Raw genomic sequence first — 1,820 nt, forward strand, 5'->3', positions numbered from 1 at the left:
ATTCTGTCCTGACCGTAACCTTCGGCTGTGTAGCAACCCGTTCCAATGGGCCCCTCGTTCGCTCCAGTCAGAATTTCGGCTTCCGTCTTGTTTTTCCATATGTGCTCGGGAACCATAGGCAACTGATAGAGCTGGAAAGACCATTGCTGATACAGCGGTTCGGTGAAGTGGACACGTACAGTCAGTCTGTCTACTATCTCCACTTCCTTCATCCAGTTCCACATAGAGCTGTAATGGACTCCGGGATACTTCTTTGCGATGTCAAATGTGAATTTCACATCTTCGGCATTGAACTCCTCTCCATCCGTCCAGTATACTCCGTCTCGAAGCTTCAGCTCGTAGGTCTTTTCGTCTATCCATCCTCCATCCACCGCAAGCCAGGGTATCATCTCGTTGCTCAGAGGATCGAACATAAACAGGTATTCATAGATTAGACCGTTGGTTCCGGTCATAATCGCCCATGGGGTGAATGGGTTCCAGTTGTTTGGTGGACTCCAAAGGCCTCCACCGGCGTACAGAGTTTCTTTTCGATCGTAAACTTGACCAATTGCGAGGCTACTAACGAGTATGATGGCCAGAAGTAGTAAAATGAACCTCTTTTTCATATACCCAACCTCCTTTACTTAGCCTTAAGGGCTCCGCTAACATAATATTCCTGAAAACATTTACATATTAAAGCGATCTCAGGCCGATATTTCTCAGAAATCTGGAATTATCATCGAACTATGCGTAATGCTTTCTACATTCACAAATAATTAACGCTATTTCAAGGTAAACCGTGTAGCCTTCCGCATGCATTATCTGAATTATCTTTAGTGAAGTTCGTGTAAGTGTTATTCTCTCACAATAGAGTGACAAAGATGAATTTGTTTTTGCCGTTTTATGCGGAGAATGTTTTTCAAAGGATCCAAATGAAATCCTCGCTTGTGAAAATGGTTTTCATGTATCGGTTCGTTAGGGTCGAAATTCTTATAGCAAGAACCCGTCCTTGGATAAGATCAAACCCAGATCCCGAAACAAGTTCGGGATGACAAAGTGAGAGGGTTCCAAAAGCCTATACAGGATGATCGCCTATGTATTATTGCTCCACAACACTTGAAGAGCAAACCGTTTTCTTTCACCAGACCCTAGACCCTACACTCGATACCCTGCTCTTCATTTCGTCTGTCTCTCTTATGTCAATACACGAGGACGATCAGCCTAGAGTATTGGGAATACGTCACATTTCGTCATTTGAACTTGTTTTGAAACCCTAGTGGGCTTCGTAAAACCGGCACAATGCGTCATCTGAACTTGGTTCAGAATCTTTCTTCGAAAGTTATCTCGAACACGCTATCGTATCTACTTTCCATAACCACGTTTCTCAAAGACACTAGATCCCGAAACAAGTTCGGGATGACAATGTGAGGGACTTCCCAAACGCGCTGCCCGGATAACTTCATAGGTGCATAGAAAACCCGAATTGTTAAGCCGGTTATGTTCACGAGACCCCGTACCTTGTAATCGACACCCCGCGCTCCGCGTCATGAACTTGTTTCAGCATCTTTATCCTAAGAACCGCTGTACGCTTAAGAGCAAAGACCCGCTGGTCGCTGATGAAAACCGCGTTGCCCGTCAACGGACCTCCGCAGCCGAGAAGATAAAAACCAGATCCCGAAACAAGTTCGGGATGACAATGTGAGGCGATCACGAAAACATCACATCACGTCATTCTGAACTTGATTCAGAATCTCGATGATCAAAGAGCTGCTGCACGCTAAAATCAAGAGCCCGCTGAGCGCTGCAAAGAGCCGTTCTTGGTTGTTTGTTAGAATAAGAGA

The 1,820-nt window shown here is 45.1% G+C and carries 1 protein-coding gene; it reads right to left on the reverse strand.

Annotated elements, in window-relative coordinates:
• Positions 1-605: ABC transporter substrate-binding protein (locus BG32_RS09360; RefSeq protein WP_259459648.1), on the reverse strand; the 605-nt coding region annotated here is incomplete at its 3' end.
• Positions 606-1,820 lie beyond the last annotated feature (1,215 nt).

The organism is Mesotoga sp. HF07.pep.5.2.highcov, assembly GCF_003666285.1.
In the GTDB taxonomy this organism is placed as follows: Bacteria; Thermotogota; Thermotogae; order Petrotogales; family Kosmotogaceae; genus Mesotoga; species Mesotoga prima.